This is a genomic window from Prauserella alba (assembly GCF_024171735.1).
In the GTDB taxonomy this organism is placed as follows: domain Bacteria; phylum Actinomycetota; class Actinomycetes; order Mycobacteriales; family Pseudonocardiaceae; genus Prauserella; species Prauserella alba.
On sequence record NZ_JAMTCH010000004.1, the window covers coordinates 968,686 to 994,785 of the forward strand.

General features: G+C 69.9%; 26 protein-coding genes. 18 read left to right on the top strand and 8 right to left on the bottom strand.

Annotated elements, in window-relative coordinates; all coding sequences use genetic code 11:
* Positions 1–385 precede the first annotated feature (385 nt).
* A complete protein-coding gene (locus LY12_RS13350; RefSeq protein ID WP_253856484.1) occupies positions 386–1,588 on the bottom strand; it encodes a DUF6292 family protein in 1,203 nt (400 codons plus the stop codon).
* Positions 1,589–2,228: 640 nt separating this feature from the next.
* On the opposite strand from LY12_RS13350, the gene lexA reads away from it, so the two are divergent.
* A complete protein-coding gene (gene lexA / locus LY12_RS13355) occupies positions 2,229–2,900 on the top strand; it encodes a transcriptional repressor LexA (RefSeq protein ID WP_301302496.1) in 672 nt (223 codons plus the stop codon).
* 40 nt (positions 2,901–2,940) lie between these two features.
* Here the strand turns inward: lexA and LY12_RS13360 are convergent, their stop codons facing one another.
* The 3 genes from LY12_RS13360 to LY12_RS13370 form a co-directional block, all read right to left on the bottom strand.
* Positions 2,941–3,549: a CGNR zinc finger domain-containing protein gene (locus LY12_RS13360; protein WP_253856486.1), complete on the bottom strand. Its 609-nt coding sequence runs from the start codon at positions 3,547–3,549 to the stop codon at positions 2,941–2,943.
* A 115-nt stretch (positions 3,550–3,664) separates the two neighbouring features.
* Positions 3,665–5,290 carry an alkaline phosphatase D family protein gene (locus LY12_RS13365; RefSeq protein WP_253856487.1) on the bottom strand — a complete coding sequence of 542 codons (1,626 nt, stop codon included), beginning with the start codon at positions 5,288–5,290 and terminating at the stop codon, positions 3,665–3,667.
* A gap of 198 nt (positions 5,291–5,488) precedes the next feature.
* Positions 5,489–6,103, bottom strand: coding sequence for a TetR/AcrR family transcriptional regulator (locus LY12_RS13370; protein WP_253856488.1), 615 nt, complete (start codon positions 6,101–6,103; stop codon positions 5,489–5,491).
* A gap of 162 nt (positions 6,104–6,265) precedes the next feature.
* On the opposite strand from LY12_RS13370, the gene LY12_RS13375 reads away from it, so the two are divergent.
* Positions 6,266–6,820 carry an NAD(P)H-dependent oxidoreductase gene (locus LY12_RS13375; RefSeq protein WP_253856489.1) on the top strand — a complete coding sequence of 185 codons (555 nt, stop codon included), beginning with the start codon at positions 6,266–6,268 and terminating at the stop codon, positions 6,818–6,820.
* Between the two features lie 155 nt (positions 6,821–6,975).
* Here the strand turns inward: LY12_RS13375 and LY12_RS13380 are convergent, their stop codons facing one another.
* Positions 6,976–7,644 carry an IclR family transcriptional regulator gene (locus LY12_RS13380; RefSeq protein WP_253856491.1) on the bottom strand — a complete coding sequence of 223 codons (669 nt, stop codon included), beginning with the start codon at positions 7,642–7,644 and terminating at the stop codon, positions 6,976–6,978.
* Between the two features lie 208 nt (positions 7,645–7,852).
* Here LY12_RS13380 and LY12_RS13385 point away from each other — a divergent pair, with 208 nt between their 5' ends.
* From LY12_RS13385 to LY12_RS13410, 6 genes are all read left to right on the top strand, one after another.
* Positions 7,853–8,281 carry a nuclear transport factor 2 family protein gene (locus tag LY12_RS13385; protein WP_253856493.1) on the top strand — a complete coding sequence of 143 codons (429 nt, stop codon included), beginning with the start codon at positions 7,853–7,855 and terminating at the stop codon, positions 8,279–8,281.
* Positions 8,282–8,326: 45 nt separating this feature from the next.
* Positions 8,327–9,142 (top strand): SDR family NAD(P)-dependent oxidoreductase, encoded by an 816-nt coding sequence (locus LY12_RS13390; protein WP_253856495.1) that lies wholly within the window; start codon positions 8,327–8,329, stop codon positions 9,140–9,142.
* Positions 9,135–9,911, top strand: a complete 777-nt coding sequence (locus LY12_RS13395; RefSeq protein WP_253856497.1) for an SDR family NAD(P)-dependent oxidoreductase — start codon at positions 9,135–9,137, stop codon at positions 9,909–9,911. Before LY12_RS13390 ends, LY12_RS13395 begins: the two co-directional genes overlap by 8 nt.
* Positions 9,908–11,329: an FAD-dependent oxidoreductase gene (locus LY12_RS13400; protein ID WP_308292110.1), complete on the top strand. Its 1,422-nt coding sequence runs from the start codon at positions 9,908–9,910 to the stop codon at positions 11,327–11,329. Before LY12_RS13395 ends, LY12_RS13400 begins: the two co-directional genes overlap by 4 nt.
* 66 nt (positions 11,330–11,395) lie before the next feature.
* On the top strand, positions 11,396–12,745 hold the full coding sequence (locus tag LY12_RS13405) for an MFS transporter (protein ID WP_253856499.1): 1,350 nt from the start codon (positions 11,396–11,398) through the stop codon (positions 12,743–12,745).
* Positions 12,746–12,956: 211 nt separating this feature from the next.
* Positions 12,957–13,838, top strand: coding sequence for a hypothetical protein (locus tag LY12_RS13410; RefSeq protein WP_253856501.1), 882 nt, complete (start codon positions 12,957–12,959; stop codon positions 13,836–13,838).
* A gap of 77 nt (positions 13,839–13,915) precedes the next feature.
* On the opposite strand, the gene LY12_RS13415 is transcribed toward LY12_RS13410, so the two are convergent.
* Entirely contained in the window at positions 13,916–14,824 is a 909-nt protein-coding gene (locus LY12_RS13415) for an alpha/beta hydrolase (protein WP_253856503.1), read from the bottom strand.
* A gap of 129 nt (positions 14,825–14,953) precedes the next feature.
* Here LY12_RS13415 and LY12_RS13420 point away from each other — a divergent pair, with 129 nt between their 5' ends.
* The 5 genes from LY12_RS13420 to recQ all read left to right on the top strand — a co-directional run bounded on the left by LY12_RS13420 (position 14,954) and on the right by recQ (position 20,214).
* Positions 14,954–15,799 carry an IclR family transcriptional regulator gene (locus LY12_RS13420; RefSeq protein ID WP_253856505.1) on the top strand — a complete coding sequence of 282 codons (846 nt, stop codon included), beginning with the start codon at positions 14,954–14,956 and terminating at the stop codon, positions 15,797–15,799.
* 163 nt (positions 15,800–15,962) lie between these two features.
* The gene (locus LY12_RS13425) at positions 15,963–16,937 is read left to right on the top strand and encodes a thiamine pyrophosphate-dependent dehydrogenase E1 component subunit alpha (protein ID WP_253856507.1); all 975 of its coding nucleotides are present in this window, start codon (positions 15,963–15,965) and stop codon (positions 16,935–16,937) included.
* Between the two features lie 118 nt (positions 16,938–17,055).
* Complete coding sequence (locus tag LY12_RS13430; protein ID WP_253856509.1) at positions 17,056–18,093, top strand: alpha-ketoacid dehydrogenase subunit beta; 1,038 nt, start codon at positions 17,056–17,058, stop codon at positions 18,091–18,093.
* A 3-nt stretch (positions 18,094–18,096) separates the two neighbouring features.
* Positions 18,097–18,342, top strand: a complete 246-nt coding sequence (locus LY12_RS13435; protein ID WP_253856511.1) for a biotin/lipoyl-containing protein — start codon at positions 18,097–18,099, stop codon at positions 18,340–18,342.
* Between the two features lie 63 nt (positions 18,343–18,405).
* Positions 18,406–20,214: a DNA helicase RecQ gene (recQ, locus tag LY12_RS13440; protein WP_253856513.1), complete on the top strand. Its 1,809-nt coding sequence runs from the start codon at positions 18,406–18,408 to the stop codon at positions 20,212–20,214.
* A gap of 86 nt (positions 20,215–20,300) precedes the next feature.
* Here recQ and LY12_RS13445 read toward each other — a convergent pair whose 3' ends face one another.
* Positions 20,301–21,041: a 3'(2'),5'-bisphosphate nucleotidase CysQ gene (locus LY12_RS13445; protein WP_253856514.1), complete on the bottom strand. Its 741-nt coding sequence runs from the start codon at positions 21,039–21,041 to the stop codon at positions 20,301–20,303.
* A 97-nt stretch (positions 21,042–21,138) separates the two neighbouring features.
* On the opposite strand from LY12_RS13445, the gene LY12_RS13450 reads away from it, so the two are divergent.
* From LY12_RS13450 to LY12_RS13470, 5 genes are all read left to right on the top strand, one after another.
* Positions 21,139–21,615: a nuclear transport factor 2 family protein gene (locus LY12_RS13450; protein WP_253856515.1), complete on the top strand. Its 477-nt coding sequence runs from the start codon at positions 21,139–21,141 to the stop codon at positions 21,613–21,615.
* A gap of 53 nt (positions 21,616–21,668) precedes the next feature.
* Entirely contained in the window at positions 21,669–22,835 is a 1,167-nt protein-coding gene (locus tag LY12_RS13455; RefSeq protein WP_253856516.1) for a hypothetical protein, read from the top strand.
* The gene (locus tag LY12_RS13460; protein ID WP_253856517.1) at positions 22,832–23,608 is read left to right on the top strand and encodes an SDR family oxidoreductase; all 777 of its coding nucleotides are present in this window, start codon (positions 22,832–22,834) and stop codon (positions 23,606–23,608) included. Before LY12_RS13455 ends, LY12_RS13460 begins: the two co-directional genes overlap by 4 nt.
* Before the next feature lie 13 nt (positions 23,609–23,621).
* Entirely contained in the window at positions 23,622–24,767 is a 1,146-nt protein-coding gene (locus LY12_RS13465; protein ID WP_253856518.1) for a sulfotransferase family protein, read from the top strand.
* A 97-nt stretch (positions 24,768–24,864) separates the two neighbouring features.
* Positions 24,865–25,221: a DoxX family protein gene (locus LY12_RS13470; RefSeq protein ID WP_253856519.1), complete on the top strand. Its 357-nt coding sequence runs from the start codon at positions 24,865–24,867 to the stop codon at positions 25,219–25,221.
* A gap of 177 nt (positions 25,222–25,398) precedes the next feature.
* Here the strand turns inward: LY12_RS13470 and LY12_RS13475 are convergent, their stop codons facing one another.
* Positions 25,399–26,082 (bottom strand): metal-dependent transcriptional regulator, encoded by a 684-nt coding sequence (locus LY12_RS13475; RefSeq protein WP_253856520.1) that lies wholly within the window; start codon positions 26,080–26,082, stop codon positions 25,399–25,401.
* Positions 26,083–26,100 lie beyond the last annotated feature (18 nt).

Below are 26,100 nucleotides of genomic sequence, written 5' to 3' on the forward strand. Positions count from 1 at the left end.
ACCACCGAGCCCCGCCGTTCGCCGTCTACCACCGAACGGCGGGGCGTTTCGAGTACCGGAGTGAACACCACACCACCACGAGACGGAGCTGTGTGGGTACCTCGCCTGCGAACCCCGAGACCCGAACCGGCTGCAGCCTGACTGCGAACAGCGACGTGCCGTCCGGCGACAGCGGATACGTGCCGGATACAGGTCACGCCGGCACAGGAGGCAGCCGACGTCGAGGGGTACCGATCCCACAGACCTGCCGTGGGGCGTTGCTATCCAAGGAGACGCGGCCCGTGTGCTCCTCACCCGGGCGGCATCCGACCGTTCATCCCCGTGACCGATTCCGCTTCGGCGGATCGTCGTCGGCGGACACGACATACCGGCCGACATCCACGCGTCAGCCGATGCCCTCCGGCCACAGCGGGGACGCAGACCCCTGTGCCGGCACGTCGACATCGGGAAGGTGCGGCTCCCGATCCGACCATGCGGCGGCCTGCAACCGGGCTCGCACGATCTGAGCGGAGTGCGGATGCCCGCTGGGCTCCGGCGGCACGTCGAGGCCGACCCGCCTGTCCGCGGTCAGGTCCTTCACGAAACGCACCACCGCGTCCGGCTCCGGCAGCAGCTCGGTGCCGTACCAGGCGCGGATCACGAGATCCTCGCCGGAGTGCGTCTCCGCACCCACGGCCCAGCCGGTGCGACCGTCCCAGACGAGCGCCACCTCGCGACCCTCCAGACCGGGCAGCTCCCCGTCGAGCGCGATGTAGGCCGTGGCGGTGAGATCGTCGACGTCGGACCACGCCGCGGCCGCTTCGAGCCCGAGCCCCGCTGCGACGACCTCGACGTACCGGCGCAGCCCACGCTGGGTGCTGTCGAGGTCGATGCCGGCCAACCCGCTCGTGGCCATGTTCCGGTCGCCTGCCGCATGGTGCACGGCATCGCACACGGAGTCGAACCACACGATCGGCCCTTCGGGTGCGACCAGCTGCACGACCCGGCGCACCTGCCTGCCCGCGACCACGGCGACACTGCCGCGCCCGTCGGTCGCACGCCGGGCCGCACGCAGCAACAGCTCGACACCGGCCACACTGCAGAACTCGACCGCCGACATGTCGACCACCAGCCGGTACCCGCCCTGGTCGGCGGCACTGTCCAATTCCCGGCGCACGATCGGCACGGTGAGCAGGTCGAGCTCCCCGCCGATCTCACAGATCTCCACGCCCTGCCCGTGCCGGACCCGACGAACCCGCACGGACTGTCCCACCGGCTCGCCGTCGCCGCACTCCGAACTCCGGTACTGCGCCCTCGGGGAGTTCCGATATTCCGATTTCTGGTGCCGGGCCGTCTGGTGCTGGGTTTTCTGATTCTGGGCCGTCTGGTTCTGAGCCGCCTGGTGACGCGAAGCCTGGTACGGCATCGTCCCGTGCAGCTCCGTCCCGTGCAGCTCCGTCCCGTGCAGCGCCGTCTCATGCAGCGCCGTCTCATACAGCGCCGTGTCGTGCGCTGCTGTCTCGTGCAGCGCACGCTCGTGGGGTGTCCGCTCGAGCGCCCTGTCGAGCGGCGCCGCCGCTCCGCGCCCCGCCTTCCGATGCCCCGGCATCGGAAGGCGTGACACCTCGTCGTGCCTCGGCTCCGTGCTTTCCGGCCTGGTGTACCCCTGCCTGGCGTTCCCTGAAATCCCCTGCTCCGCGTTGCCGCGCCCCGAGCCGATCACGATCTCATGACTCATAGATGTACTGCTCCCCCTCGGGCCATGAAGTGTCGTGAAACCGAACAGCCCCCTACGAGTGAACGGCTACCCACGACGCCCCTTCGAAAGCCGACTCATTCGATCGACAATCGATCAACGTTCGGCCGGTATACGTTCGCCTGGCCGCTGACACCACAGCAGCCACGCCTCGTTCAAGATAGTCGGATTCGCCCGGTCGTGCATCACCCGTTCAGACGTATCTCGCGAGTAGTTTTCGCAGGTGAGGCACCGCAGTGTGCACTAAGTCAAACTGTTGAGAAATCACCGGAAGTCGCGATGGAAGAAACTTCTTCAGTTCGATTATGAACCTTCTGGACGGTGTTCGGTCACCATCGATCAAGCATCGGTCTTTACATTTCACCCCGGCGCATAGAATGCACACCAGCAACACTGGGTAGTTACTCGGACGCTCCACGCGGCGGGCACGTGTCCCTGGTATCGCCCGTGATGTCGACGGCGGCACGTCCGGACGCGATCACCGGCGGTTACGATGCGGCGCGTGACGACCCACGGCGACCACGACCTCTTCGGCGACCTCGACGCGTCCGCGCTACCCGAACGGCAGCAGCACATCCTGGCCACCATTCGCGACCGCGTCGTGGCCGACGGCTACGCACCCACCACCAGGGAGATCGCCGAGGCGGTCGGATTGCGGTCGTCGTCCTCGGTCTCGAAACATCTCGCGGCGTTGGAGGACAAGGGATTCCTGCGCCGCAGCCCGTCGGTGTCGCGCCCCATCGACGTGCGGACGTTCCTGCGCGGCACCGCGGAACCCGAGTCCGCAGAAGCCTCGGTGCCCGTGCCGGTCGTCGGCGACATCGCCGCGGGTACGCCGATCCTGGCCGAGGAGCACGCCGACGACATGCTCTCGCTGCCCAGGGAACTCACCGGCCGCGGCACGGTGTTCGGCCTGCGCGTACGCGGCGAGTCGATGATCGACGCTGCGATCTGCGACGGCGACATCGTCGTGGTCCGCCGCCAGCACGAGGCCCACTCCGGGCAGATCGTCGCCGCCATGCTCGATGACGAGGCGACCGTGAAGGTGTACCGCAACCGGGGCGGCCACGTGCTCCTCGAACCGCGCAACGCCGACTACGACGTCATCGACGGCGACGAGGCCGTGATCCTCGGCGTCGTGGTCTCGGTGCTGCGTAACGTCTGACGAACCCGCGGCGTCCGGGACCCGGCAACCCGGTCACGGGTCAGCTTTGACCGGAGCGAGACCTGCGGCGTTCGTGGAACCGGGCCACGCGCACGCGGTTGCCGCAGATCGCCGGGTTGCACCAACGGCGTCGCGGGTGCGCGGGCAGGAACAGCAGGATGCAGAAGTCCGCCTCGCAGTTGCGTACGGTCTCCACCCGCTCGTCGGCGAGCAGCTCCGCGACGGATTCGGCCAGCGCCGCGGCGATACGCGTGCCGCGCGGTCCGTCGTGTGCGACCGAGAGCCTGGGCCGTCCCTCGCCGTCCCTGACGAGCTCACGTCGCAGCGGAGCGGCTCGCATCGCGTCGTTGATCGCGCGCAGGTCACGCGTCGCCGGTGGGTCACCGCGGCGAGCACGCGCGATCGCCGACGCGGCGTGATCCCTGAGGTCGCGGACCGCCTCGAGATCCGCACGCGTCGGCGATCGGAGGTGCGACTCGGCCACTGTGGTCAGTCGGCCGTGGGCCGGTAGGTCCTGCTCACACGAGAGCCAGTGCCGCATGGCGGCCAGATCCGCCAGGAAGTCGAACTCCTGGTCCGGCAACCGGGCGCGGGTGTTGACCAGATCCAGTGCCAGTGGTTCTCCCACCAACGGCCCCAGCTCGCCCATCCGATAATGCTACATATCGGAATTGACCCGTTAATTGCCGGCGGCTAACGTGGCTTCTCCGGTGCCGCTGTCTGCCGTGCAGGGGGAGGCAGACAGCGGCCGCCACCGGCCCGAGTCAGCGCCGCCGCACGCCCGGCGTACCTGCCTCGATCTCGAAGGACGCATCGGTGCGCAGCGCCGCGTCCTTCTTCGAGACGAAGTCGACCACCTGGTAGTCGGCCACGTAGCGATCCTTCGACACGTGACAGGACACGTAGCCGCGGCGATCGCAGTGGTACTTCGTGTGCGGGTTCTCGGCGGTGATCACGTCGCCCGGGTCGTTGCTGCCGGTACCGTCGCCGTTCGACGTGATCGACGTGGTGACGAACTCGCTGGCCACCACCGGGGTGTCGGGCTTCTCGAAGTCGCGGCGCAGGTCATTGACCCAGTGCTTGTGGACGTCGCCGGTGAGCACCACGACGTTGTCGATGCCGTGCTCCTCGACGTAGCCGAGGATGCGGTCGCGGGAGGCGCGGTAGCCGTCCCAGCCGTCGTTGTAGCCGCCCGGGTCCTCGCCCTCCACCTCGTCCATGCTGGCGAAATAGATCTGCTGCGGCACGACGTTCCACGTCGACCGCGAGTTCTCGAAGCCCTTCTCCAGCCAGGTGTGCTGCTCGTCGCCGAGCATGTTCGTCTTCCACTGGTCGGGCCCCGACACCTGCGAGGTGTCGTTGTACGGCTGGTCGTCCCGGTACTGCCGGGAGTCGAGCACGCTGAACGTGGCCGTGTCGCCGTAGCGGAAGCGCCGGTACAGCGGCAGGTGCGTGTCGACCGGCTTGCGGAACCGGCGCAGCGGCATGTGCTCCCAGTACGCCTGGTACGCGGCGGCGCGCCGCTCGGCGAACGCCTTCCGGCTGCCGTTGCCCTGGTCCGGGTCGTCGTTCTCCGGGACGAGGTCGGCGTAGTTGTTGTCGGTCTCGTGGTCGTCCCAGGTGACGACGAACGGCGACACCGAGTGCACCAGCTGCAGGTCGCCGTCGGTCTTGTACTGCGCGTGCCGCTGCCGGTACTCGCCCAGCTCGTTCATCTCGTCGCCCGCGTGGGTGCGCACGTCACCGTTCACACCCGCGGCGTACTCGTACAGGTAGTCACCGAGGTGGAACACCAGGTCCGGCCGCTCTTCGGCCATGTGCCGGTACGCCGTGAAGTAGCCCTGCTCCCAATTGGAGCACGACGCGAACGCGAAATGCAGCTCCGGCGACGTGCCAGGGGCGGGCGCGGTACGCGTGCGGCCGGTCTGCGAGATCTCCCCGCCGACGCGGAAGCGGTAGAAGTACTCGTGGTGCGGTTCGAGGCCGCGCACGTCGGCGTGCACCGTGTGCGCCTCCTCCGGCAGAGCCCGCTCCGTGCCACGGTCGACGACCTTGCTGAACTTCTCGTCCAGCGCGATCTCCCACTCCACGGGGACGATGCGGCCGGGCATGCCGCCGTCGAAGTCGAGCGGCTTGGGCGCCAGGCGCGTCCACAGCACGACGCCGTCGGGCAGCGGGTCGCCCGAGGCGAGGCCCAGCTGGAACGGATCGGTCACGCGGCGGGACGACGCCGCGGCGGCGGGCCCGGCGGACGTGCCCGTGCCGAGCAGCACGGCACCGGCGCCGACACCGGCCATGCCGCCGAGGAAGCCGCGGCGGGAGACCGGCCCCGAGGCAGCCGGCCGGTTGCTGTCGTGGTCACTGCTCGGGCGATGACGTGGCGGGAACATCGAACCTCCTGGAACGGGAACCGGGTTGGCTCAGCACGGCCCAGGAAAACCGCTTACCGTGAACGCACGGTGGCGCTGCGGTAGTGCTTGATCAACACCCGCGCGTCACATTCGGATCCCGGGGGTCGTGTTGCGGATCCCGGGGGCGTGCTGCGGATCGCGCACCGCCGCCGCAACCGCAACACACGGCGGGCCCGGTCAGCCCAGCAGCCGGTCGACGAGGTCGGCCCAGCCGGTTTCGAGCCGTTCGAGTGGCAGTCCCCGCTGGGCCGTCAGGTGGGACGTGAGTGCCGAGTCGACGAAGCTCAGCAGTGTGTGGGCGAGCAGTTCGGGGTCACCGCCCGTGCTCTGCACCCCCGCCGAGCTCAACAGCATCGCCAGGTGGGTGTGCCGCAGCCGGACCGACGGCGTGACGAACCGGCGTTCGGGTTTGCCCTCCGCGGCGAGGTACAGCTCGCGGTGCGCCGCATCGTGGCGCAACGCAGCGGGGCCGAACGCGTGGAGACGCTCGCGCGCGGGGGCACCGGGGCCGAGCGGTGGCTCGCCTTCGAGGAACCCGGACTGGAACCGCGCCTCGACGTGATCCAGCAGGGCCTGCAACAGGCCGATGCGGTCGCCGAACCTGCGGAACACGGTGCCCTTGCCGACCTCGGCCGCGGTGGCGACGGCGTCCATGGTCAGCCGCTCGACGCCGTGCTCGTCGGCGAGCCGCGCGGCTGCTGCGAGCAGCCGGGCGCGATTCCGTACGGCATCGGCGCGCAGTCGGGGTTCCTCGCCGACCGGGGTCAGCGGGAGGACGTGTCGCTGGGGCACGTCCACCGACGATAGCGGCTGCCCGGACCTCCGAGGCGCGGACGGCGACGCACGGCGGGTTGCCCACACCACTAAAGATGGACCCTGGTCCGGTTACGGCCGGATGTCGATGCCATCATTCGTCCTCGTCAATACGCTCCACGCCGCCGGGAGGCTGAATCCATGTCCGTCGAGATCCTCACGCTGGTCGGTAGCCTGCGCGCCGCCTCGCACAACCACCAGCTCGCCGAGGCCGCCGCCAAGCTCGCGCCGGCCGACGTCACCGTGACCGTCGCCGACGGCCTCGGCGACCTGCCGTTCTACAACGAGGACATCGACACCGGTGACGCACTACCGGCCGCGGCCGCCCGCCTGCGCGCGACTGCCGAACGCGCGAACGCCTTCCTGTACGTCTCACCGGAGTACAACGGCACCATGCCCGCGGTCATCAAGAACGCCATCGACTGGCTGTCCCGCCCGTGGCAGGCAGGCGCCATGACCGGTAAGCCGGTGGCCGTCATCGGCACCGCGCTCGGCCAGTACGGCGGCGTGTGGGCCCACGACGACACCCGCAAGGCCGCGGGGATCGCGGGCGGCGCCGTCATCGACGACGTGAAGCTCGACATCCCCGGTTCGGCCACGCGGTTCGCCGAGACGCATCCGTACTCCGACGCCGAGGTCGCCGAGCAGCTCACCAAGGTCCTCGCCACGCTGGCCGGCAAGGCCACCACAGCCTGACCACCACAGCCTGACCACCACGGCCCGACCACCACGGCCCGACCACACTGCGCCCGACCACCGCGCGCGGCCCCGGGGCCCACATCGGGCCACCCGGGGCCGCGGCGCGCGGAGTCCCATCACGGCTCGGCCATCCGCCGCGGCGTGGACCGGTCCTACAGCTGCGCGCCCAGCCGATTCGCCGCTTCACACACGATGCGGCCGAGCTCGTCCTCGTCCTCGATCTCGAACAACGTCAGCCCGAGGCTCACCTCCCTGCCCGGCACCGGCGCGGACACGCCGCACACCGATGGGACGACCTCGCCGTAGGACACGGCGAAGCCGCGCCGCCGCGCCGTCGTCACCGCCTCCCGTTCCCCTGACGCGGGCGGTTGCGCGGACAGCAGCGCGAGACCTGCCGAACCGCGGTTCACCGGATCCACCTGACCCGCACGGAAGCTGACGTGCATCCGCGCCATGCGCGGTTCGACGATCATCAGCATCCGCGCCTCCTCGTCGGAGTCACGCACGACGAGGTGCGCCGACGCCTTGGTCTTCTCCGCGAGATCCTCCAGCACAGGGAGCGCGAGCGTCCGCAGATCCTGTTCGACCGGCTCGGCCAACCGGACCAGCCCCGCCGCGAGGGTGATGCGCTTGTCGCGGTCGCGCTTGCACAGCCGGTGCGCCTCGAGCGTCCGCACGAGCCGGTGGGCCACGGTGCGATGCACCCCGAGGGCGTCCGCGACCTCGGTGAGCGTCATCCCGCGTGGCTGCGCGACCAGTAGTTCCAAGATCTCCAAGCCGTTGTGCAACGTCTTGGACATTCCGGAGTCGAGTTCGGACACTGCGTAACCCCCTTGACGGCCGTCGACAGCCACCCTACTGTTTCCGTAGTTCGCACGTTACGTGCGATATTCGCACACTACCAGAGGCCGTTGCCGCACGCACCACGAGCACCGGCCGACCTGCGAACCCCGGCGCATGCACCGCATCGCGACCGGGCGGCGCATGAATCCGACGGCGTATCCGAGAGCAACGGGCGAAGAGGATCAGATGACACGCGGTCCGGACGACGACATCAGCACCGAGACCCTCGCGCGCCTGCACCAGCTCTACGGCGCGCAGAGTCACTTCATCGACGACGGGAACGCCGACGCCTGGGCGGCGACCTTCACACCGGACGGCGAGTTCCACTCCCCGAGCTATCCCGAACCGGTCGTCGGCACCACGGCACTGACGGCGTTCGCCGACGAGTTCGCCCGGCAGGAAGGCGTCACCCGGCACGTGCTCACCAACCTGTTCGCCACCCGGCAGGGCCCCGACGAACTCCTCGTGCGCGCGTATCTGCAACTCGTGCACACGCAGCAGGCCGGTCCGTCCACTGTGGTCCGGCAGACGACGGTCACCGACCGGGTCGTGCGCAGCACCGTCGGCTGGCGGATCAGCCGCCGCACCGTGCGCCGCGACGACGAAGCCCGCTGACACCACGCCGGCGCACCGAGCCGGCGTCACACGGAACGGAGAACCATGAGCGACACCCGCGCCCAGAACACGCCGATGGCGGTCGTGCACCCCGAGTTCGAGGGCAAGGTCGCGGTCGTCACCGGTGCCGCACAGGGCATGGGAGCGCGTTTCACGGCGGCACTCGCCTCTCGCGGCGTGCACGTCGTCGGCGCGGACATCGACGCCGACCGGATGCAGGCGACGGCCGACGAGCTGGCCGCCGAACTGGCGGCCGCGTGCGTGGCCGACAAACCGGGCGAGATCGTCCCGGCGGCCGTCGACGTCACGAGGGCCGAGGACCACGAAGCGATCGCGAAACTGGCCACGACCACGTTCGGCAGGCTCGACTTCTGGGTCAACAACGCCGGAATCTTCCCGTACGCGGTGGCCGACGAGATCACTGCGGAGCAGCTCGACGCGACGCTGTCGGTCAACGTCGAGGGCGTGCTCTACGGAGCGCAGGCGGCCGCGCGGCACATGGGACAGGGCGGCGCGATCGTGAACATGTCGTCGGTGTCCGCGGTGCGGGTGCGCAAGGGCCGCGGCGCCTACTGCGCGTCGAAGGCGGCCGTGGCGCATCTGACCGAATCGCTCGCCGTCGAGTTCGGCGACCGGGGCATTCGCGTCAACGCGCTGGCGCCCGGTTACATCGACACCGCGATGACCCGGTGGGCCAAGGACGATCCGGCGACGCTGCAACGCGCGCTCGACGTCGTCCCACTGCACCGGTTCGGCTCCCCCGAAGAGGTCGCGGGCCCGTTGCTGTTCCTGCTGTCCGACAGCGCCCGGTACGTCACCGGCCACAGCATCGCCGTGGACGGCGGGTCGCGCCATGTCTGAGTATCCCGAGGTCGTCCTCGTCACCGGCGCAGCCACGGGCATGGGCGCGAACCACGCGCGTGCGCTCGCCGCCCTGGGCACGCACGTATGTCTGGCCGACGTCGCCGACACCGGCCCGGTCGCCGCCGAGATCACGCGGGCGGGCGGATCGGCATCGGTGCACGAACTCGACGTCACCGACGCGGCGGCGTGGCAGGCGGTCGTCGACGACGTCGTACGGGTCCGCGGCAGTCTCGGCGGGCTCGTCAACAACGCGGGGATCTCCAGGAGACTCCAGTTCCTGGCCACCCCGGACGAGGTGTGGGAACGCACCATGCGGATCAACCTGTTCGGCCCGTTCTACGGCATGAAGGCGGTCGCCGAGCCGATGCGCGACTCGGGCGGCGGATCGATCGTCAACATCTCGTCGATCTCCGGGCAGATCGGCTACTTCTCACCGGCGTACTCGTCGAGCAAATGGGGACTCACCGGACTGTCCAAATCGGCCGCGGGAAACCTCGCGGAGTGGGGGATCCGCGTGAACTCGGTCCACCCCGGTCTCACCGACACCGGATTCCTCGCCGGGGCAGACTCGTTCGTGTCCTCCGCCGTGGCGAGCGTCCCGTTCGGACGGATGGCCAGGCCGAGCGAGATCACCGAGGCGGTCCTGTTCCTGCTGTCCGAGCGTTCCAGCTACATGACCGGGAGCGAACTCACCGTGGACGGCGGGCTCGTCTCCAACGGGCTCTACCACCGCATCACGGCCGAGACGGGAGGCGATCCGCGGTGACCGACGAACACGACGGCTGGGACGTCGTCGTCATCGGGGGCGGCGGCGCGGGCCTCGCGGCCGCGGTGTCCGCCGCCGAACGTGGCCGCTCCGTGCTGCTCTTCGAATCCGAGGCCGAACTCGGCGGCTCGACCCAGCTGTCGGCAGGCCTGTTCACCGCGGCGGGCACGAGTGTCCAAGAAGGACTGGGCGTCGACGACTCGGCCGAACGGTTCTTCCAGCACTACATGGACCTGAACCGCTGGCAACTCGAACCCGGCCTGATCGCCGCCTTCTGCCGAGGCGCGGGCCCGGCGCTGGAATGGCTGATCGGACTGGGCGTCGAGGTCCCGGCCCGGGTGTCGACGAACGCGCACATGCCCGGCCTGTGCCAGGCGGGTGTCGAGGACGTCTGGCGAGGCCACGTGCCGAAGGACCAGGGCTACGGCCTGGTCCAGGTGCTGGCCAGGGCGGCCCGCAAGGGCGGCGTCGAGGTCGTGCTCAACACTCGGGTGCAGCGCCTGCTGCAGCACGAGGGACGGGTGACGGGCGTCGTCGCCGACGACATCGAGGTGCCCGCTCGGGCCGTGGTCGTGGCCAGTGGCGGGTTCGCCCGTGACCCGCAGTTGCTGGAACGGTACTTCCCCGACGCGCTGCGCGCGGGCGACGACCTGTTCGTCGTGGCCGCCGACGGCAGCAGGGGCGATCACCTGCGATTCGGCGACCAGGTCGGCGCGGACGTCACCGGCGACGGTTGGGGGCTGCGGCTGCCCACCGTGTACTTCCAGCGGCTGCACCACTGGCAGTCCGGATTCCCGCCGAAGTCCCGCGTCTACGTCAACGGCCGCGGCAGGCGGTTCATGGACGAGGACGCCTCCTACGCCGTGTCCGGCGGCATCATCGACGCCCAGGACGGCCCGGTGTGGGCCGTGTTCGACGAGCGTGCCAGGACGTCACTGCCGCCGGGGTACGCCCACTGGAACTCCGAGCACGTGCTCGCCGAGGCCGAGGCGGGCCGCACGCTGCGCGCCGATTCGCTCGCCGAACTCGCCGACATGGCCGGAGTGCCCGCCGACACGCTGGAAGCCACGGTGCGGCGCTGGAACGCCCAGCTGCCGGAGGGCCGCGACCCCGAGTTCCTCCGGCACCGGACCCTCGCCAACAAGGGGTCGACGGCCGACCCCGACCCGATCGACCGGCCACCGTTCTACGCCGCACGCCTGCAACCCGCCGAACTCGTCTGCACGCACGCGGGACTGGCGATCGACGCGACGGCACGGGTTCGTGACGGCCGGGGCGATGTCATTCCCGGGTTGTTCGCCGCGGGCGAGGCGGGAGCGGGCGTGCTCGGCGAACGCTACGTCGGGGGTGGCAACGCCGTCGCGGTCGCCGTCACCGTCGGCCGCCTCGCGGGCCTGGGAGCCGCCGCAGGCCCCTGAACCCCGCACCGCACGCGGCCGGCACCCCGAACCCGGCGACACTCGATGTCTCAACGAGGAGAACTCATGAGCGAAACACGTCCACCGGTGACCGCGGATACCACCGCCGGCGACATCGGCACTCGGACCGTCCGCAAGGTCAGCACGCGGGTCCTGCCGCTGGTCATGTTGCTGTACATCTTCAACTACATGGACCGGTCGAACATCAGCTACGCCCAGCTGGGCATGGAGCACGAGCTGGCCGTCTCGGCTGCCGTGTTCGGCACCGCGTCGGCGATCTTCTTCCTCGCGTACGTGTTGTTCGAGATCCCCAGCAACATGATCATGAAGAAGGTGGGCGCCCGGATCTGGCTCGCGCGCATCGCGGTCAGCTGGGGTGTCGTCACCGTCGTGACGGGCTTCATCCAGAACGTGCCGCAGCTCTACACCGCGCGGATCGTTCTGGGTATCGCCGAGGCCGGGCTCTACCCGGGCCTGCTGCTGTATCTGACGCTGTGGTTCCGGCCCGCCGAGCGTGGCCGCGCGATCGCCATGCTCGCCCTCGCCCAGCCGATCGCGATGGTGCTCGGCAGCCTCACCGGTGGGCTGATCCTCGACCACGTCCACTGGTTCGACCTGTCCAGCTGGCGCTGGGTGTTCATCCTGCAGGGCGCTCCCGCGGTGCTCGTCGGTGTCCTCGTGCTGATGTACCTGCCGAACAAGCCCTCGCAGGCGCGTTTCCTGTCCAAACAGGAGAGCGACTGGCTCGAAGCCGAGATCAACAAGGACTACGCACCGGAGAAGAAGGAGACCTTCTTCGGCCAGCTGCGCGTGATGGCGAACAAGCGCGTGCTGTATCTGGGCCTGGCGAACCTGTTCGCCGCGTGCGGTCTGTACGGCTTCACGTTCTTCCTGCCGCAGATCGTCAAGCAGATGGACCCGTCGTACTCGGCGACGAACATCGGGTTCCTCGGCATCATCCCGTGGGTCGTCGGCGCGATCGGCATGCTGCTCATCGCCCGCAACTCCGACCGTACGAGGGAACGCCGCTGGCACGTCGTGGGCCTCATGCTGCTCGCCGCGGTGGGGCTCATCGGCACCATCGTCTTCCGGACCGACCCGGTGCCCGCCCTGATCTGCCTGTCCCTCGTGGCGGTCGGCGTGCTGGGCTACCTCGCGCCGTACTGGGCGTTGGCCGCCCGGGTGCTGTCGAAGGAGCACACGGCGGTCGGCCTCGCGGCGATCAACTCCATCGCCGCACTCGGCGGGTTCTTCGGCCCGTACGTGATCGGCCAGAACGCCACGGCCGACAACGTGTCGGCGGGCCTGTTCTTCCCGATCGGCTGTCTCGTGGTGTGCGCCGTGATGCTGTCGCTGTTGAAGGTGCCCCGCGATCCGCGGCCCGCCGAGTCCCGCGAGCCCGAGACGGTCGGCTGACGCCGACCGGCACCGCAGGCGAGGTCCCGGTACGCATCGCGTCCCGGGACCTCGCCGCGTCGCGCCCATCCGGCTCCCGCCCGGAACCCTGTCGCGGCGGCTACCGGTCCCGCCGCTCCCGCACCACTGCGCATACGCTCAGCGGGGAGACCGAACGGAACCGGGAACCACCGCCTGGAGTCCGAGTCAGCGGATCGGCGGAGGAGCAGGCATGGCGCAGCGGGGGAACCCGAGACGGCAGAACAGCACGGCACCGCAGAACAGCACGGCACCGCAGTACAACCCGGCACAGCAGGGACGTTTCGACGACTGGCGTTCCCGCATGGCCGTGCGGGGCGGGCCGGTCGTGCACGCCGCTGCGCGTGCGGGCTGGGCGGTGTTCGGCGCGATCGGTGCGCTCGTGATGGTCGTCGTGGCGCTGCTGTACACGGCGAACCCCGGTGAGCACGGTGCCGACAACGAGCCTTCGATGAACTTCCTCGGCGGGCTCATCGTGTTCGTGCCGATCGGCGCAGTGCTGTTCGGGCTGATCGGACTGCCCGTGCAGTTCCTGGCCCGGTCGTGGCTGCGCACTCCGACCAAGGCCGAGCGGCGCGCCGCCCGTGACGCGGAGCGGGCCGCCGACCCCTACACCGAGGAAGGCCTGCTCGCAGGCGGCCGGTGGGCCCTGTCCTACCAGCGCTGTGTCGACTCGGTGACCGCGTTCCACGCGATCGTGACGACACTGCCCACCGGCCCCGGCCGTGACTGGCTGGCCGACATCGGATCGACACTCGACGACGAACTGCGCGAGGCGCTGCGGTTGGCCCGGCTCGGCGACAACCTGGCGCCAGGGGGCCGTACCGGCGGTGCGACACCGGGCCCGCAGTCCGGCCGCCACCACGGCGCCGGCCACTCGCAGCAGCCGCCCGCCGCCACCTCGGAACGGATCGCCGAGCTGCTGACCTCCGCGGAACGGGCGTTCGCCAGCACCACCGACCGTGCCGGCGCCGTGGCACTCGACCTGCGAGGGGAATCGGAGTTCACCGCGGTCCGCACCCAGCTCGACATGCTCGCCGCGCAGACCCCGCACCTGCGCAACAGCGGTTTCTGAGGGGCCCGGCTCCACCGGTTTCGCACGGACCCGGCCCCGCCCGGCTCCACCCCGGGCGGGGCCGGGCCGCGGGCGATCTACCTGGGCAGGTCGTCGCCGTCGTACAGCGCGGCCTTGTACAGCGACTTCAACGGCGCCCACCCGTTGTCGGTGTGGTGCGTGTCGTGGTCGCCGGAGTCGTGCCAGTAGTGCATCTCGTAGGTGTGCGGCCCGGTGATCTCACGGATACCGCTGTGGGTGACCGCCGCCGTTCCCGCGTCGTGGCTCAGGTAGCCGAACTTCTGGTCTGCCCTGTTGCCCTTGTCGATCGCCGAGTCGTAGCTGACCACGCCGTCCTCAGCGGACCCGATGACCGTCCAGTCGGTGCCGTCCGTCCACGCGTCGCCGAGCTCCCTGCCGTCGGCGTGCAGCGCGTCGAGGAACCCCGAGCCCTGCTCCATCTGGTCCCACTGCGCGGTGTAGTCGTCGCGGTCTTCCTTGACGCCCTGGTGGGGCGTGCCCGCGGTGGCCACGTTGTCGACGTCCATCGAGGGTGGGAAGCCGGACCAGCCCTCGGCCGTGCCGAGCAGCGCCACCCTCGTCACCAGCCCGCCCATCGAGTGCGCCGCGATGTTCACCGGCTCGCCCTTGCTGGTGTACTCGTCGTGGACGTAGTTGGCGAGGTCCCTGGCGATGAACTGGATCTTCGTTTCCTTGCTCGCCGCGGACACCTGCACGTCGCAGTTGCCGACGTTCGGGCCACCGGGGCCGTTGCCCTCGTAGTAGGCGACGGTGGTGATCTCGTCACGCGACAGACTGCCGTCGGACGTGTAGTAGTCGATCGCCTCGTCCCAGGTGGCGCCGTTGCAGTTCTTGCCATCGGCCGGATTACCGTGCCCGTGCACCAGCAGCAGCTGCGGCGTGGCCGCCTGCGCCGCAGGAGCGGCCGCCACGAGCATCGCCCCTGCCGCCGCCGCAGCCAGCAGATTGCGCTTGTTCCACCCCATTGTCCGGTTTCCCCCATCGCATCTCGTCGGTGATCGTCCGACAGAGCACGGTATCGGCCGCCGCCGACATCCGCTGCGGGTTTGCGCGACAACCGAAGGGTCCGCGGCCGCGGCCCGAACTTGCCGCCCGTGCCGCGGCCGGGACATCCTGGACATCTCGGCTCGGATGTCCAGGCGCCCGAAACGGCAGGCGGCTACGACGACGTGGTGGAGGTGGCACTCGTGTCGGAAGGGCCCACGCTCATCGGCTCCGTGCAGCGTGCCCTGCACCTGCTCGACGCCGTCGGGGCGAGCGCGCGGCCCGTCACCGCCAAGCACCTCGCGCGCACCGTCGGAGTTCCCCTACCGACCACTTACCACCTGCTGCGCACCCTCGTCCACGAGGGCTACCTGCGCAAACTCGAAGACGGCTACGTCCTGGGCGAGCGGCTGCGACCGGCCGCACCGGAGCATGCGTCGCAGCGCCTGCTGACCCACGTCCGCCCGATCCTGCGGGCGTTGCGCGACGAGCTGCACGGTGCGGCCTACCTGGCGCTCTACACCGATGGCGAGATCGAACTGGTGGACATCGTCGACGGTCCCGACACGCCGACCGCCGACCTGTGGGTGGGTGCCCACGAAGCAGGGCACGCCACGGCGTTCGGCAAGTGTATCCTCGCGACGCTCCCGACCGGCGAACGCGCCGACTACCTGGCCCGCCACCGGCTCGCCGACCTGACACCGCACACGATCACCGACGCCCGCGCGCTCGAGCACGCGCTGGCCACGGGCGGCGAGGTGTTCGACGACCGCCAGGAGTACCTCCTCGGCACGGCCTGCGTCGGCGGCGTCGTCCACTGTCCCGGTGTGCTCGGAGCCGTCGCGGTGTCACTGCCCGCCAGGCGGTATCGCCCCACGAGGACGGCCGCGCGGGCGATGCAACGGGCGGCGCACCGCGTCACCCGGGCCGCCGCGGCCGACACCATCACCCGGTAGGCGGCCGCCCTATCAGTATCTGAAATCCGCGCCGTTGCCCGACGTCCGCGCAGGCGAGAAGAGTTGCCGACGAACCCACTCGCCGTCGACGACACTGCGCCGGCGAGAAGGGCCCTGCGCCAATGGGAAGACCGCGCCGATGGAAAGACTGCGGAGGACGGGCATGGACACCGCGACGAGACTCGACCTGTACCGCATGATGGTGCTGATCCGCACCTTCGAGGAAGCAATCCTGCGCGAATACCACGCCGACAAGAAGCCCGTCTTCGACATCGGCGCCGGGGCGATCCCGGGCGAGATGCACCTGTCGGCGGGCCAGGAACCGGTCGCAGCGGGCGTGTGCGCGCAGCTGACCTCGGCCGATGCCGTCACCGCCACTCACCGCCCGCACCACTTCGCGATCGCCCACGGGGTCGACCTGCACCGGATGACCGCCGAGATCTTCGGCCGCGTCGACGGGCTCGGCAAGGGCCGCGGCGGCCACATGCACCTGTTCGACCCCGATGTGCACTTCTCGTGCTCCGGCATCATCGCCGAGGGCTACCCGCCGGCGCTGGGCCAGGCGCTGGCGTTCCAGCGGCGGGGAACCGACGGCGTCGCGGTGGCCGTGACGGGCGAGGGCGCGGCCAACCAGGGTGCGTTCCACGAATCGCTGAACCTCGCCGCGCTGTGGAAGCTGCCGGTGGTGTTCGTGGTCGAGGACAACGAGTGGGGCATCTCGGTGCCTCGCAGCGCCTCGACGTGCATCACGTCGAACGCCGACCGCGCGGCCGCATACGGCATGCCCGGCAGGCGCGTCGAGGACAACTCCGTCGAAGGCGTGCACCAGGCGGCGGCCGAGGCCGTGGCACGGGCCCGCACCGGCGAGGGGCCCAGCCTGCTCGAGGTGCACACACTGCGGCTCTGGGGCCACTTCGAAGGCGATCCGCAGGCTTACCGGCACGACCTCGACGGCGTGCCCGGCCGCGATCCGCTGCCGACCTACGAGCAGGAGCTGCGTAGCGCGGGCGTGCTCGACGAGGCAGCCGTCACGTCCGCGGCCGCCGACGCGTCCGAACGAGTGGAGGACGCGATCGCGTTCGCCCGGCGCAGCCCCGCACCGGCCCCGAAAGAGGCCGCCGACCTCGTATTCGCCTGACCCGGCCCGGCTTCACCCGAGCCGCCGCACTTCGCCCGACGGCACCACACACGACCCGGCACCCACGACCCAGCACACCACGACCCAGCACACCACGACGTAGCCACGAGGAGGAGCGATGTCGCTCACCGACGCCTCGGCGCCGACCACCACCCGCCGACTCAGCACGTCGAAAGCGATGGTGGAGGCAATCGCCGCAGAAATGGACCGCGATCAGGACGTGTTCGTGATGGGCGAGGACGTCGGCGCCTACGGCGGCATCTTCAGTTCGACAACCGGTCTGCTCGACCGGTTCGGCCCGCAGCGGGTCGTGGACACGCCGATCTCCGAGACCGCGTTCATCGGCGCGGCGATCGGTGCGGCCGTGGAAGGGATGCGGCCGATCGCCGAGCTGATGTTCGCCGACTTCTTCGGCGTCTGCATGGACCAGATCTACAACCACATGGCGAAGATCCACTACGAGTCCGGCGGCAACGTGCGCGTGCCGATAGTGCTGACGACCGCGGTCGGCGGCGGCTACTCCGACGGTGCGCAGCACTCGCAGTGCCTGTGGGGCACGTTCGCGCACCTGCCGGGGATGAAGGTCGTCGTGCCGAGCAACCCCGCCGACGCCAAGGGACTGATGACCTCGGCGATCCGCGACGACAACCCGGTGGTCTACATGTTCCACAAGGGCATCATGGGACTGCCGTGGATGGCGAAGAACCCGCGTTCGGTCGGCCCGGTGCCCGAGGAGGACTACGAGGTGCCGATCGGCAAGGCCGCGATCGCCCGGCCCGGCACGGACGTCACCGTCGCGACGCTGTCGCTGTCGGTGCACCACGCGCTCGACGTCGCCGACGAGCTCGCGGGCGACGACATCGACTGCGAGGTCGTCGACCTGCGGAGCCTCGTGCCGCTCGACACCGACACGATCCTCGAATCCGTCGGCCGCACGGGCAGGCTGCTGGTGGTCGACGAGGACTACCGGTCGTTCGGCGTCTCGGGCGAGATCATCGCGAGGGTCGCCGAACGCGACCCCGGCCTGCTGACGGCACCGCCGGTGCGGGTGGCCGTACCCGACGTGCCGATCCCGTACGCCCGGGGACTCGAGGACGCCGTGCTGCCTACGGCCGACCGGATCCGCAGTGCCGTCTTCGGCGTCATGGGGCGGTGAGCGGTGACCGGAGCAGGCGGCGACGTGCCGTTCCCCACCGTGTCGCAGTCCGACCCCGACGCCGAGGGTGTGCTCGCCACCTGGTTCGCGGCCGACGGCCAGCAGGTGTCCGAGGGGCAGCTACTGGCCGAGGTCGCCGTCGACAAGGTGGACGTCGAGGTGCCCGCCCCCACCGGCGGGGTGGTCCGGCTGCTGGTCGGCGAGGGCGACGTCGTCAAGCAGGGCGCCCCGATCGCCCGCCTGGAGTGACCAGGGCCGGCTCGGCGGCGCCGTGTCGCTCCCGTGTCGGAGCAGCGTCGTAGGATCGCGCGGGTGACGACCCGCGACCCGCTCGACGTGCTGAACCGGGTGTTCGGCTACGACGAGTTCCGCCCCGGACAGCAGAAGATCGTCGACCACGTCACCTCCGGCGGCGACGCGCTCGTGCTCATGCCGACCGGTGGCGGCAAATCGCTGTGCTACCAGATTCCGGCGCTGGCCCGCGACGGCACCGGCGTGGTGATCTCACCGCTCATCGCGTTGATGCAGGACCAGGTGGACGCACTGCGCGCGCTCGGCGTGCGCGCGGGGTTCCTCAACTCGACACAGGATCCCGACGAGCGGCGGCTCACCGAGTCCCAGCTGCTCGCCGGCGAACTCGACCTGCTGTATCTCGCCCCGGAACGCCTCAACCTGGACGCGACGCGCCGGCTGCTCGACCGGGCACCGCTCGCACTGTTCGCGATCGACGAGGCGCATTGCGTGTCGCAGTGGGGGCACGACTTCCGCCCGGACTATCTCGCCTTGTCCGGTCTGCACGAGCAGTGGCCCGACGTCCCGCGTATCGCATTGACGGCCACGGCCACGAAGGCCACGCACGCCGAGATCTCGGAGCGACTGGGCCTGGACGAGGCGCTGCACCACGTCGCCAGTTTCGACCGGCCCAACATCCAGTACCGCATCGCGCCGAAGAACGAACCGCGTAAGCAACTGCTCGACCTGCTGCGCACGGAACACGACGGCGATGCGGGCATCGTGTACTGCCTGTCCCGCAAGTCCGTCGAGGAGACCGCCGAGCTCCTCGTCCGCAACGGGATCGACGCGGTGCCGTACCACGCCGGCCTCGACGCGGCGACCCGCGAACGTCATCAGGCCCGGTTCCTGCGTGAGGACGGGCTGATCGTGGTAGCGACGATCGCGTTCGGCATGGGCATCGACAAGCCGGACGTGCGGTTCGTCGCGCATCTCGACCTGCCGAAGTCCGTCGAGGGCTACTACCAGGAAACGGGTCGCGCCGGCCGAGACGGGCTCCCGTCGACGGCCTGGCTCGCCTACGGCCTGCAGGACGTGATGCAGCAGCGCAAGCTCATCGAGTCGTCGGAAGGCGACCAGGCCCACCGGCGGAAGCTGGCCACGCATCTCGACGCGATGCTGGCGCTGTGCGAGACGGTCGAATGCCGCCGGGTGCAGCTGCTCGCCTACTTCGGCCAGGACGGTGAGCCGTGCGGCAACTGCGACACCTGTCTGTCGCCCCCTGAGTCGTGGGAGGGCACCGTCGCCGCGCAGAAGCTGCTGTCGACGGTCGTGCGGCTGAAACGGGAGCGGAACCAGAAGTTCGGCGCCGGGCAGATCATCGACATCCTGCGCGGCAAGACCACCACGAAGATCACGCAGCACCGGCACGACGAGCTGAGCGTGTTCGGCGTCGGTTCCGACCTGGGTGACAACGAGTGGCGCGGGGTGATCCGGCAGCTGCTCGCGACCGGCCTGCTGGCCGTCGAGGGCGAGTACGGCACGCTCGTGACGACCCCTGCGAGCGACGAGGTGCTGTACCAGGGTAGGAAGGTGCATCTGCGCCGTGAGCCGAAACGCACGGCGACGCGCGAGAAGACCAAGCGCGCCGCCCAGCCCGCGGATCTGCCGGACGAGGCGAAGCCGGCGTTCGACCGGCTACGTGACTGGCGCGGCGCCACCGCGAAGGAGCAGGGCGTACCCGCCTACATCATCTTCCACGACGCGACGCTGCGGCAGATCGCCGTCGACCATCCGTCCACTCTGGATGAACTGGGCCGGGTCGGCGGTGTCGGTGAGAACAAGCTGAACAAGTACGGCGAACAGATCCTGGCCGCGCTCGCCGACTGACCCGGATCGGAATGCCCCCAGGGGCACTTTGGTTGCGTCCAATGCAACCAAAGTGCCCCTGGGGGCGCTGAACCGGCGCGCTCTCTTCAGGAGTGCTTCACGATCGAGGCGAGGATGTCGTCGGCGAGTTCGGGCCTGCAGATGACCAGGTCCGGCAGGTAGGGGTGGGGCGCGTTGTACTCGAGCGGCGATCCGTCCACACGGGACGTGAACAGTCCGGCCGACTGGACGACACCCGCCGGGGCGGCGGAATCCCACTCCCACTGGCCGCCCGCGTGCAGGTAGGCGTCGGCCTCGCCGCGCAGCACCGCCATCGCCTTGGCGCCCGCCGAGCCCATCGGGGCCAGTTCGCCGCCGAGATCGGAGGCGACTCCTGCGGCGAACTCGGGTGGCCTGCTGGCGCTCACCAGGATCCGGCGGGTGCCGTCGCTCGGCGCGAGGGTCACGTCGCCGGTCACGTAGACCGTGTCCCGGTCCGGCTGGGCCACCGCCGCGTCGGTGATGCCCTTGCCCCGCTGCCACAGCGCGACGTGCACGGCCCAGTCGTCCCGGCCGGGCTGGGAGAACTCGCGGGTGCCGTCGAGCGGGTCGATGATCCAGACGCGGTCGGCCGACAACCGTTCACTGCTGTCGGCCGATTCCTCGGAGAGCACGGCGTCGCCGGGGCGCTGCGCGGCGAGCCGCTCCAGCAGGAGCGCGTTCGACCGCGCGTCGCCGCGGTTGCCCAGCTCCTTCGGTGCCAGGTCGGCGCCGTCGGCACGCACGTCGAGCAACAGTTTCCCGGCTTCGACGGCCAGCTGCCCTGCGAGTTCTGCATCTGTGGTCATTCACCCAGCAAAGCAAGCCCGGCACCGCCCGCGCCAACGGGGTCGCGACGAGAACATGTTCTTGCCACAGGCGGCGCGAACCGCGAAGCTTGTGCTCATGGACCTCGCCACCCTGGAACAGATCAAGCAGGCCAAGTACCGCTACCTCCGCTGTGTCGACCTCAAACGCTGGGACGAGCTCGCCGACGTGCTCACGGCCGACGCCACGGCCGACTACGGAAGCCCCGCACTCGGCGAACCGCTCAGCTTCACCGGCCGCGACGCGATCCTGGAGTTCCTGAAGAGCAACCTCGGCGGCACGATCATCACCACGCATTCCGCAGGTCAGCCGGAGATCGACATCGAAGGCGACTCGGCGACGGGCACGTGGTCGTTCGAGGACACGGTCATCGCGCCGGAACACGACGTGCTGATCAAGGGCGCCGCGTTCTACCGGGACCGCTATCTCCGGGGTGACGACGGCGTGTGGCGCATCGCCCACACCGGTTACCTGCGACTCTACGAGATGATGCTGTCCACGGCGGACGTGCCGAGCCTGCGACTGACCGCCAACCTCTGGGCCGAGACGTCATGAGCGCGCACCGTACTTCATTGACCAAGATGTAGAACACGTTCTATCGTGTGCGCGTGATCACGCAGCCGCTGGCGGACGCCATCGCCGAAGCCGAGAAGGTCATCGCCGACGCACCCCACGTCCGCAACGAAGCGGACCTCGTCGAGGGGTACGACTACCTCGCGGGCGGCATCCAGGCCTGCCTCCACCTGGCGCGGGCCTATCAGCGCGACCATCCGTTCTTCGTCCAGTCGACCGGTCCGTACACGAAGATGGGCCTCGACAACCCGGACGCGCTGTACTTCCACTCCTACATCCGCGACGACGCCGAGTACGTCATCACCGGCACCCGCGGCACCACCAGGGACCTCAGCTTCCAGGTCCTGGCAGGCGACTACACCCCGGTGGAGGTGCCGGACAGCCTCACCGCGTTCGACGACCGCGAACTCGACATCACACCCGACGGAACGTTCGAGATCCGCTTCGGCCCCGACCGCAGCAAGGCGGGCAGCGGCTACTTCGTGCTCCCCGAGGGCGCGGCCATGCTCGTCGTCCGCGAGGTCTACAGCGACTGGACGGAGCGCCGCGGCACGATCCGCATCCACCGCGACGACACCGCGGGAACCGCACCACCGCCGCTCGACCGCCGTGCGATGGCAAAACGCTACGGCGTCGCGGGAAAGATGCTGCTCGGCAGACTGCAAACGTTCCTCGCCTTCCCCGAGTGGTTCTATCTCAACCTGCCGGTGAACACGCTCACCGAACCGCGCCGCACCCCTGGCGGTCTGGCGACCCAGTTCTCGGCCGTCGGGCACTACGACCTTCCGGACGACAAGGCGATGATCGTGACGGTGCCGAAGTCGGACGCGCCGTATCAGGGCATCCAGCTCGGCAGCATGTGGTACATCTCCCTCGACTACGTCAACCACCAGACGAGTCTCACCGCCGATCAGGCCACTGTGGACCCGGACGGGCGGTTCCGGTTCGTCGTCAGTGAGCGTGACCCGGGTGTCGCCAACTGGCTGGAACGAGTGGGCCACGACCGCGGGTACGTGCAGCTGCGCTGGCAACGGCTCTCGCGGGATCTCGGCGCAGCCGACGGGCCGACCGTCGAGGTCGTGGACGTCGACGAGCTGCCGACCCGGCTGCCGTTCCACGACCACGCGAGAGTCACGCCGGAGCAGTGGTCGGCGCGGATCGCGCGCAGGCAGGCGGAGTTCGCAACGAGGATGCTGGGATGACGGTCCTCGCCGGCAAAGTCGTCGTGGTGTCCGGTGCGGGTCCCGGGCTGGGCAGGGCGATCGCGGTGCGCAGCGCGCACGCGGGCGCCGACGTCGCGCTCGTAGCGCGGGACGGGCAGCGGCTCGGGAAGGTGGCTGCCGAGGTGCGCGAACTCGGCAGGCGCGTGCTCACCGTGCCCGCCGACATCACCGACGACGACGCGTGTGCCCGGATCGTCGACTCGACGCTCGCCGAGTTCGGCCGGGTCGACGCACTGGTGAACAACGCCTTCGCGATGCCGCCGATGACGGACCTGACCGAGGTGCGAATCGACAAGCTCCGGGCGGGCCTCGACGTCAACGTGTTCGCGGCACTGCGGCTCACCCGGCGCTTCGCCCCGCGGCTCGCACCGGCCGGGTCGGTCGTGATGATCAACTCGGCGGTGCTGCGGCATTCCCGGCAGCTCTACGGCGCGTACAAAATGGCGAAGTCGGCGCTGCTGTCGGTGTCGCAGAGTCTCGCCTCGGAACTCGGGCCGTCGGGCGTGCGCGTGAACTCGGTGGCACCCGGCTACATCTGGGCCGACATGCTGCAGGCCTATTTCGCCCACCTCGCGAGCGAACGGGGCGTCGACCCGCAGCAGGTCTACGACGACACCGCCGCGACCACCGATCTGCGCAGGCTTCCGGAACCCGACGAGATCGCCGATGCCGTCGTGTTCCTCGCATCCCCCATGGCGCGGGCGATCACCGGCCAGTGTCTCGACGTCAACGCGGGCGAGTTCCACCACTGAGGAAGGCGGTGCCATGGTCGCGACCATCGACGAGCTGTGCGAGTCCGCGAGCCGCATCACCGGGCTCGACGATTTCGGCGGCGACGACTACACCGACGGACTCGCCGTGCTGCTCGACTCCTACGAACGCGAGGCAGCGCTGACCCCGCTGGGGCGCAAGGTGAAACGCGCGTTCCTTCGCGGCGCGCTGATGGCCCGGCTGCTCAGCGAAGCGGCGTGGAAACAGCATCCCGAGCACGCCGACGTCACGATCGAGCGGCCGATCTTCGTCACCGGTCTGCCGCGCACGGGAACGACCGCGCTGCACCGGTTGCTGACCGCCGACCCCGCCAGCCAGGGACTCGAGGTGTGGCTGACGGAGGTGCCGCAGCCGCGCCCGCACCCGGACACGTGGCCCGACAACCCCGTCTTCCAGCGCATCCAGGCCGGTTACGAGCAGTACCACGTCGACAACCCGGAGTTCATGGGCGTGCACGCGATGTCGGCCGACCAGGTCGAGGAATGCTGGCAACTGCTGCGGCAGTCGCTGCGTTCGGTGTCGTACGAATGCCTGGCACACATGCCTTCGTACTCGGCGTGGCTGTCCGAACAGGACTGGACAGCGGCATATCGGCGGCACCGCAGCAACCTGCAGCTGATCGGACTGCCCGACGCGGGCCGCCGGTGGGTACTGAAGAACCCGAGTCACCTGTTCGCGCTCGACGAGCTGCTCCGCGTGTATCCGGACGCGCTCGTGATCCAGACGCACCGGCCACCCGAGACCGCGATCGCCTCCGTGTGCAGCCTCAACGCGCAGGCGAGCGCGGGCTGGTCGGAGACGTTCACCGGCGAGCGCGTCGGCCGCGACCAACTCGAACTGTGGGCCCGCGGGCTGGAGACGTTCACGGAGACCCGCGCCCGCCACGATCAGCGGCGGTTCTTCGACGTCGACTACGACGACTTCGTCGCCGACCCGATCGGCACCGTGGAGGCCGTGTACCGCCACTTCGGCCTACCGCTGAGCGACGAGGCACGCCAGGCGATGCGGCGGCTGCACACCGCGAGCACGACCGGCGCGGCCCGTCCCGCACACCGCTACTCGCTCGCCGACTTCGGCCTGACCGAGCGCGACGTCCGGCGCCGGTTCGCCGAGGTGGAGACGGTCACCGGGCGCACGTAGCCGCCGCCACCGGTGTCACAACCTCGCGGGTGTCACACGTCGCGCGTCGTCGGCGTCGGAAGGGGTGAGAACCGCCGACACCTCGAAGGGGACGACCATGAGCGGAGCGCTCGACGTCATACTGCTGGTTGCCGCGATCGGCTGCGCGGTGGCCAACGCCGTCGAGGTGGTGGCCAAAGCGATGCGCGCAGGGTTCGTGCTCGACAACTGCGCCCAGGTCGGGCTCGACGCCCGGTGGCTCCCGTACCTCGCGGTCGTCGAGGGTGCGGGCGTCGTGGGCCTGCTGCTCGGGTTCGCCGGGGTTCCACTGATCGGTACGGCCGCCGCCGTCGGGCTGGTCGCGTTCTTCGTGATCGCGATCGCCGTCCACGTTCGCGCCCTGGTGTTCCACAACATCGCGTTCCCCGCGGCCTTTCTGCTGCTCGCCGTGGGAGCTGTCGGGCACTTCGGGTGACGCAGGGCAGTCGTGTGGCACCGCGGCGCCGGCGACGTGGACGCAGAACACGCGCATGGGTCCGGCGCGCGGGAGTGCGGCGTTGAGGGGCGGTGGCCGGGCGACGAGAGGTGGTGGCCGGGCGACGGGTGGGCGCAGGACACGCGGTGCTGAGTGCAGGACACGCGGTGGGGCGCCTCAGCGGACGGTGACCGACAGGGCCTGCGCGATGGTGGTGCCGAGGGCGTGGGTTGCGGCGTCGGCGGGCGGGCCGACCTTCACCACGACCGGGCCGCCGAACGGCTGCCGTTCCACCACCTCGACCCGGTCCCCGATCGTGATCGACCGCTCCGCGAGGAACCGCAGCAGCTCGGGGTCCGTGTCCCACACCCTGGCGATCTCCCCGACCGCGCCCGCGGGCAGTTCGTCGAGCAGTGCCGTGGACATCTCCTCGACGCTCCCGTCCGGGGCCGGAATCGGATCGCCGTGCGGATCGCGCACCGGATCCCCGAGTTTGGCCGAGATGCGCTCGACGAGACGTTCGGACATCACGTGCTCGAGGAGATCGGCCTCGGTGTGCACCTCGTCCCATGTGTAGCCCAGTTCGGAGACGAGATACGTCTCGATGAGCCGATGCCTGCGCAGCACCGACCGAGCGAGCTGCATTCCCTCGGCCGTGAGCTCGATGCCGCGGTACGGCACGTGCTCGACGAGGCCCTGCTGGGCGAGCTTGGTGACCATGCCCGACGCCGACGACGGGCTCACCTCGAGCCTGCCCGCCAGGGACGTGTTCGTCACGGCCTCGCCACGCTCGGCGAGGCCGTAGATCGCGCGCATGTAGTCCTCGATCGAGGACGAACGCCGATTCGAGCCGTCTTCCATGCCCTCCAAGATACGGCG